This is a genomic window from Xanthomonas sp. NCPPB 1128, from assembly GCF_001043115.1.
Taxonomy (GTDB): Bacteria; Pseudomonadota; Gammaproteobacteria; order Xanthomonadales; family Xanthomonadaceae; genus Xanthomonas_A.
Genome location: NZ_LFME01000063.1, coordinates 1 through 7,018 on the forward strand (window position 1 = coordinate 1; position 7,018 = coordinate 7,018).

General features: G+C 66.5%; 8 protein-coding genes and 1 tRNA gene. 3 read left to right on the forward strand and 6 right to left on the reverse strand.

Annotated features, from left to right (window positions below):
- Positions 1–457: hypothetical protein (locus tag ACP93_RS20645; protein ID WP_048492536.1), on the forward strand; the 457-nt coding region annotated here is incomplete at its 5' end.
- A 594-nt stretch (positions 458–1,051) separates the two neighbouring features.
- Positions 1,052–1,678 (forward strand): TetR/AcrR family transcriptional regulator, encoded by a 627-nt coding sequence (locus ACP93_RS20650; RefSeq protein WP_048492537.1) that lies wholly within the window; start codon positions 1,052–1,054, stop codon positions 1,676–1,678.
- A gap of 298 nt (positions 1,679–1,976) precedes the next feature.
- Here the strand turns inward: ACP93_RS20650 and ACP93_RS20655 are convergent, their stop codons facing one another.
- Entirely contained in the window at positions 1,977–2,885 is a 909-nt protein-coding gene (locus ACP93_RS20655) for a LysR family transcriptional regulator ArgP (protein WP_048492538.1), read from the reverse strand.
- 106 nt (positions 2,886–2,991) lie between these two features.
- On the opposite strand from ACP93_RS20655, the gene ACP93_RS20660 reads away from it, so the two are divergent.
- On the forward strand, positions 2,992–3,609 hold the full coding sequence (locus ACP93_RS20660; protein ID WP_048492539.1) for a LysE/ArgO family amino acid transporter: 618 nt from the start codon (positions 2,992–2,994) through the stop codon (positions 3,607–3,609).
- Positions 3,610–3,663: 54 nt separating this feature from the next.
- Here the strand turns inward: ACP93_RS20660 and ACP93_RS20665 are convergent, their stop codons facing one another.
- The 5 genes from ACP93_RS20665 to queC form a co-directional block, all read right to left on the reverse strand.
- Positions 3,664–4,359 (reverse strand): glycosyltransferase family A protein, encoded by a 696-nt coding sequence (locus tag ACP93_RS20665; protein WP_048492540.1) that lies wholly within the window; start codon positions 4,357–4,359, stop codon positions 3,664–3,666.
- 61 nt (positions 4,360–4,420) lie between these two features.
- Positions 4,421–4,867 carry a hypothetical protein gene (locus tag ACP93_RS22160; protein ID WP_204243730.1) on the reverse strand — a complete coding sequence of 149 codons (447 nt, stop codon included), beginning with the start codon at positions 4,865–4,867 and terminating at the stop codon, positions 4,421–4,423.
- 461 nt (positions 4,868–5,328) lie between these two features.
- A complete protein-coding gene (locus ACP93_RS20670; RefSeq protein ID WP_131721682.1) occupies positions 5,329–5,682 on the reverse strand; it encodes a hypothetical protein in 354 nt (117 codons plus the stop codon).
- A gap of 492 nt (positions 5,683–6,174) precedes the next feature.
- Positions 6,175–6,250 (reverse strand) — tRNA-Lys (locus tag ACP93_RS20675).
- Between the two features lie 64 nt (positions 6,251–6,314).
- Entirely contained in the window at positions 6,315–6,980 is a 666-nt protein-coding gene (gene queC, locus ACP93_RS20680) for a 7-cyano-7-deazaguanine synthase QueC (RefSeq protein ID WP_048492542.1), read from the reverse strand.
- Positions 6,981–7,018 lie beyond the last annotated feature (38 nt).

The following is a 7,018-nucleotide window of genomic DNA, read 5'->3' on the forward strand; positions in this document are numbered from 1 at the left end:
TGCCGGCCCCGCCCTGGCCCAGACCGCCGATGCCACCAGCGACAGCGAGGCGGCCAAGCGCAAGCTCGACCTGAGCGTGCCGCAACAGCCGATCACCTATGCCGATCCTGGCACCAAGGCCGATCCGCCGGGCGCCTACTACGGCGATACCAGCGGCACCTCGGCCTCGGCGCAGAAGGCCGCCGCAGCGCAGGCGCGCGCCGAGGCCCTGCAGGCGCAGGCCGACCGCTGCAACGGCGACGTGCACGGCAGCGTCGCTACCGGCTTCGGCTATTCCACGCATGGCGGCAACAGCAACTACCAGGCCGCCAATCTGAACCTGTGCAAGACCTCCTACACCGACGACGGCAAGCCGCGGCAGATGGGCATCAGCATCAGCGTCGGACGCGGCGACGGCCCGGTGTTCGGCCGTGGCTACTACCCCGGCGCGTACGGCCCGCCGCCGTTCGGCTGGTAAGCACTGCGCCACGAGGGCAGCGCCAGTAGTCCGCTTCCTCCAAGATCGAACCGATGCAAGTTGCCTCGTAGGAGCGGCTTCAGCCGCGACGGGGCGTTCCCGGTAAAGCGCGTCGCGGCTAAAGCCGCTCCTACCGCACACTTCTTGAAGTTGATAGCAGTGCCCAGTTGGTCTCCCAGGCGGGTTCGCACGCGGCCTGGAACTTTGCGGCAGCACGTGCCCCCGTGTTCACGTCCGCAATCGCAGCACCCCGCGGTGCGTCGTGTCGTACCCGCCCCGCTGAAACCGCCTGCTCCCACGCTCGCGCGCCACTGCGGGCAGACGCACCCCAGTCATGCCGCCGTGCCCGCTGCGTCCATTGCACGCGCGAAGCGCGCACTGACACCCCCACTCGAGAGTGCCGCCCGTCACGGTCGTGGCTACGGGATCGACCGACTTGCTGCCGCATGCGCGACCGCGACGCATCGCGTCTACAATCGCGCTGCCTTTATTGGCATGTCGTCCGCTGCAGCATCATGCATCGCGTGCGCGTAGCGGCCGTTCGCCCGGCATACTTCCCCTTCATGTGGCATCGCTTCCCCCCGAGCTCACGCCATGTCCAACGTAGTCCGGTTGCACAGCGCCCGCGAACGCGAGCAGCGCCTGCACGATGACGTCCTCGATGCGGCAGAGCGCTGCATCGTCGAGAACGGCCTCGGCGCCACCACTTTCGAACTGATCGCCGGAACCGCCGACGTCCCGTGCAGCGCGGTGCGCCGGCAGTTCGACGATAAACGCAGCCTGGTCCAGGCACTGATGGAACGCGGCTACGAGCGCGCGATCCGCACGATGTGGCTGCTGCAACCGCCGCCGCACCAGGACGCGACCGCGTTCATCGCCGGCGCCCTGGAAGACTGGCTGGTAGCCGATGCCAACCAACGGCGGCGGCGCCTGGATCTGGAGATGGACCTGGCCGCCGCACGCGATCCAGAACTGGCGCAATACGCGCGCCGGCTCAACGTGTCCTTGGTGCAGAACCTGGGCGACCTGCTGCGACGCATGCTGCGCGACCACGGCTGGAGCGGCAGCGAGGCGGAGTTCCAGGCCCGCGTCTACGCGGTCGCAGCGATGTGCGGCGGCCTGCACATGATGATGACCACCGGCGTGGAGCTCAACCGCATGCACCTGCAGTTGATCCTCAGCGAGAGCCTGGCGGGGATCTTCAGCACGGCACGCGGGTAGCGCGGCCTGGGGCCGCCCGATGCCCGCGTCTCGCGCACAGGTTGCTGGGCATCGATAAACACCCGGGAAGCGACGTCGGTACGACGTTCGGCTCCGCTGCTTGCACAGTGAATGGCCGAACGCCGCCTATGCATGCCTTACAGATGACGTGGCTGAGCGGAGGAGACGCGCTGGTCCGTCAGCGACGCACTCCCTCCGATCCAGAGTGACATCCGACCACGATTTCCGCGGCGCCCAAAACGCGATCGCGCATCCTCTCCACCGCTTACCTTCGCAGCACGGTATTGCGCAGCGCCGATCAGATCGGCTGCAGACGCGCATGCATGCGCTGCGCCGCAGTGCGCATGGCCTGGCCGATCTGCTGCAGGGTCCTGGAACGGACTGCGACATGCTGCCAGTACAGCGGCACGTCGAGCCAGCGCTGCGGGTCGACGACGACGATCTGCTGCTGGCGCAAGGCGGCTGCAAGCATCTGCTCCGGCGCCAGGCACCAGCCCAGCCCGCGCGCGGCCGCGTCGACGAAACCGATGGAGGTCGGCAGGTAGTGGATTGGCGGGCTCAGCCGCGAGCGGGTGATGCGACGCACGAAGCGCGCCTGCAGCGCGTCCTTGCGGTTGTAGACGATCATCGGGGCGCGGGCCAGCGCCGCCGCATCCAGACCGTCGGCGAAATAGCGGGCGAAAAAGTCCGGCGAGGCGATCGCACGGTAGCGCATCGCGCCCAGCGGCAGCACGTTGCAGCCCTGCAAGGCCTTGCCGACGGAGGTGACGGCACCAAGGACCGCACCACTGCGCAGCAGCTCCAGCGTGTGGTCCTGGTCGTCCACGCGGATGTCGAACAGGAACCCGTGCGCGTCGTGCAGGGCCGCCAGCGCGTCCAGGAACCAGGTCTGCAGCGAGTCGTCGTTGACCGCGATGGCGATGCTGCGCGCCGCTGCGCTGCTGGCAGGCGCGGGCAGCAGGTCGGCCACCGCCTCGGCCTCCAGCACCTGCATCGGTCGCACGCTGCGCAGCAGGCGCTCGCCCGCGGGCGTTGGCCGGCATGGGGCCAGACGCACGATCAGCACCTGGCCGAGCCGGTCTTCCAATGCCTTGATCCGCTGCGACACCGCCGACGGGGTCAGCGCCAGGCGGCGCGCCGCCGCTTCGAAACTCCCCTCTTCCAGCACGGCGGCGAAGGCGGACAACTGGGGATGGAGCAGGTCCATGGCAACGAAGGCGATTAGGAATTCTTCACAGCCTACAGAAAAATGAGTTTGGCTAATCCTGCTGGCACGTGCAGCATGCTCGCCCGACGTCCCAGGACACTTGCACATGGTGCTGCAGGCATTATTGGCCGGCTTCGTCGCCGGCGCCGGCCTGATCGTCGCCATCGGCGCGCAGAATGCCTTCGTGCTGCGCCAGGGACTGCAGCGGCGGCATGTCGGCCTGGTCGTGGCCGTGTGCGCCGTCAGCGACATCGCGCTGATCGTCCTCGGCGTGTCCGGCATCGGTGCCGTGGTGGATGCCTGGCCGGGCGTGCTGCAGGGACTGCGTTTCGGCGGCGCGGCCTTCCTGGGTGGGTACGCGCTGCTGGCCGCTCGCCGCGCCTGGCGCGGCAGTGGCGGGTTGCTGGCGCAAGGCCAGGATCCGCAACGCTGGCAACGCGTTCTGCTGACCTGCCTGGCCTTCACCTTCCTCAACCCGAATGTCTACCTTGACACCATGGTCCTGTTGGGCAGCCTCTCCACGCACTATCCGGAACCACTGCGCTGGGCGTTCGCGCTCGGCGCCTGCCTGGCCAGCGCGACCTGGTTCAGCAGCCTCGGCTACGGCGCGCGGCTGTTGCAGCCGGTGTTCCGCAAACCCGCCGCTTGGCGCCTGCTGGATGCCGCGGTCGCGCTGTTCATGCTGGGGCTGTGCCTGGCGTTGCTGCTGCAGCCCCTGGCATGAACGATCGGAGTGCGTTAGCCAACGCGGCACGAGGCCTCCGCCTGCACCGGCCGCTCAACGTGTCGCCACTTGCTCATACAGCGCGGCATCCTGCCCCACCCAGGCCCGCAAGATGGCGCCGTCCGCATCGTACTGGCCGCTGAATTGATGCAGATGCCCGATGCCGATTCCCAGGCGTCCCGGCAGCCCCTTGATGCCCACCACCCGATGGCCGGAGAAAACCCGGCCGTACCGTGCATTACGCCACAGCTGCAGATCGATGAACTTGGGTTGGCGCCTGCATGCCTCACGAAGCGCGTCGATGCCTGCGCCCTTGACCGCGGTACTGCACAGGCTTGCGTGTGCGTTATTGCTCATCTGCCGCGCAAGACGCGAGCGTATGTTGTAGTAGCGCGCACGACACTCACCCACCAGGTCTGCCGATTCCAACTCGCTGGCGACGTGGGATAGCCAATCGGGCGCATACCAGTCGTCGTCCTCCACGATGACCACGCGCTCCGCTGAAGCGACGGTCTCCAAACCGGCCAACAGATTGCGCGCCTGGGTGTTCTGCCCGACCTCCCAGGCTGGCGAAGGACGCACGACGTCCACATGCCAGCCAGCACGCACGAAATCGATCGCCTGCGCAGATGGGCCATCGTCGACGACGATCCACCTGACCGGATGGGGATAATCCTGAGCAAGCATCCAGCGCTCGCATAGTCTCCATGCGTCCTGCCTGGCACCAGTCGCCGTCAAAAGCGTCAGCATTCCGCACTCCCCGACCAATTCCAAGGAACGACGCGGCGACGATTCATACAGGCGCCGAGCATCATGTGTCCAACACCTCTTTCAAGTTCATGCGGGGAAACACGTCCAGCGCCGTTTCGCGGGTAGCATTGATGACCTGGATCCCACTGAGCATCGGAAGCAGACGTTTGAAGTCCGCAGGCCAGCCCGGCAAGGCGGCAGCGTTCCCGAGCCCGCGTGGATGGTCCTCATGCCAGTGCGCCTTTCCACCGCTTTTCTGGCAGTCGTAACCCAGCAATACGATCTTCGCCGCGCCCCATCGTGCCGCCAACGCAACCGCACCGGCGCCGGAATGTCCGACGCCTTCCACGGGCACATGATGCACCCCAGGTAGTCTCCCAGGCGCTACCAGCGCGCCGAGAAACCTCGCACGCGCCTCCTGCAGGTGCCATTGCCACCACGCATGGTCCATCGCATAAAGCACATTCGCCCACGGGCACAGGCGGAATGTCGTGTTGACCACGATCACGCCCCGATCCGGATGTCGGTCCACCCACGCCCGGACAGCGGCACAATCCTCGGCCCTCAAACTCGGGCCGCTCGCGATGCACACGCACTCTTTCCAGCGCCCTTGAAAAAAAGCATCCCCGTGCAGAACAGGCATTGTCTTCAATTGATCCAAAGCGTCCTCGCTGCAGATCCTGGCTTCCCCGTGCGCCGGCATTTGCAGGATGCCGGTCCTATGGCAATCTCCCGCATATCCCCACGGGCGCCGATACGCACATCGTCGCATACGAGTTCCGCCACGTGCGGGCGCCGCCACAGACAGTACCGTGGGACCCAACAGCGCAGATGCAGCGTCGTGCTCCTGTCCGGATGCGCGACGCGTTCCGGCTGTCCATCTGCGCGCAAGAGAAGTTGCGCAACAAAACCCCGGCGCGTGGCCGGGGTTTTGTTGGTACTGATCGTGGCGACGCCTACGGCGTCGGGTCAGTCCCAGAAGTTGTTGTAGTCGCGCGCCTTCTTGTCTGGCGCCTGGGAGCTGACCAGTTCGCAGTCGGTCGAGACCGGCGGGTGATCAGCGTCGATCGAGCGGCAGGCGAACGTCGCCAAGTCTCCGGTCTTGGCACCCGTGGCAGGTACGCGGGCGCCACCTTTCAGAGTGGTGCCTTCGGCGCTCACGGCGACCACGGTCCCGACGATCTGCGGCCGCATGTCATCGTCCGGCAGGCTCGCAATCGTGAGTTGCTTGCGCACGACCACATAGTGGCCGGATTGGGCGGCGTGCACCGGCACGGAAAGAACCGCCAGGACGGCGGCAAGAATCAAAGCGTTCGATCGCACAGCAAATTCCCCTGTAGACAGCTTCTAGCATAGCAATTCAACAGCGCGTTCAGATGCCCGATGCGCCCGGCTTCGGTTGGCTGCTCCGGGCATCTGCAGCTGACGTGGCCGGCGATCCGGCACTGACAGACGCATGCAGCGGCGTCGCGATCGGTGCAGCCAGAAGATCGCACACGTGTTGCAAACGAAAGCCGCGACAGGCGTCCGAACCGCAGCTTCGACAGCGAACGGCAGCACTCGACGAAGCGCACGATCGGAGAGCGTGATCGCCGCGGGCGACCGCGTTGCGCTGCACGGCACTGCATGAAGCACCTGGGCAGCTCACATGTGGATAAGAGAACCCGGGCTGCTCAAAGACAGAGGCGAGGTGGCAAGGCGACGACTGCGGTGCCAACCGACCGTGTGACCAGCGAAACTGCCGGAGTTTTCAGGAGGATTTTCAGGAGGTGGTGAAAAAACCACCAAAGGCGACGCCTAACTCATTGGGAAGATTGGTGGGCCGTGATGGATTCGAACCATCGACCAAAAGATTAAAAGTCTTCTGCTCTACCGACTGAGCTAACGGCCCAAAACAAGACCCCGGCGTTGCACCGGGGCGCATAGTCTACCCCAGCACGGGGCGTTTCGCGAAATCAGGCGTAGCGGGTCGGGTCGGCGACGCCGGCATCGGCGAAGCCGGCCGCGCGCAGGCGGCAGGCGTCGCAGTGGCCGCAGGCGCGGCCGGCGTCGTCGGCGCGGTAACAGGACACGGTCAGGCCGAAATCCACGCCCAGCCGCACCCCCTCGCGCACGATGTCGGCCTTGCTCATGTGCTGCAGCGGCGCGTGCACGCGCAGCCCGGCGCCCTCCACTCCGGCCTTGGTCGCCAGGTTGGCCAGGGTCTGGAACGCGTCGATGAACTCGGGGCGGCAATCGGGATAGCCGGAATAGTCCACTGCGTTGACGCCGCAGAAGATGTCAGACGCGCCCAGCACCTCCGCCCAGCCCAGCGCCACCGACAGCATGATGGTGTTGCGCGCCGGCACGTAGGTCACCGGGATGCCGTCGCCGCCGGCGTCCGGCACCTCGATGTCGTCGGTCAGCGCGGAGCCGCCGATGCTGCGCAGGTCGACGTTGACGGTCTTGTGCGCCACCGCGCCAAGCGCCGAGGCGACACGCGCAGCCGCATCCAGTTCGGAGGTATGGCGCTGGCCGTAGCGCACGCTCAAGGCATGCACCGCGAAGCCCTGCGCACGGGCGATGGCGACGACGACGGCGGAGTCCATGCCACCGGAGAGAAGGACGACGGCGTTTTTCATGAGGGCGGGGAGTCGGGAGTGGGGATTGGGGATTGGGG

Bases quoted from the DNA above. Each gene is read 5' to 3' on its own strand.
- ACP93_RS20650 (WP_048492537.1), top strand. From the start codon at position 1,052: ATGTCCAACGTAGTCCGGTTGCACAGCGCCCGCGAACGCGAGCAGCGC.
- ACP93_RS20655 (WP_048492538.1), bottom strand. From the start codon at position 2,885: ATGGACCTGCTCCATCCCCAGTTGTCCGCCTTCGCCGCCGTGCTGGAA.
- ACP93_RS20660 (WP_048492539.1), top strand. From the start codon at position 2,992: ATGGTGCTGCAGGCATTATTGGCCGGCTTCGTCGCCGGCGCCGGCCTG.
- ACP93_RS20665 (WP_048492540.1), bottom strand. From the start codon at position 4,359: ATGCTGACGCTTTTGACGGCGACTGGTGCCAGGCAGGACGCATGGAGA.
- queC (WP_048492542.1), bottom strand. From the start codon at position 6,980: ATGAAAAACGCCGTCGTCCTTCTCTCCGGTGGCATGGACTCCGCCGTC.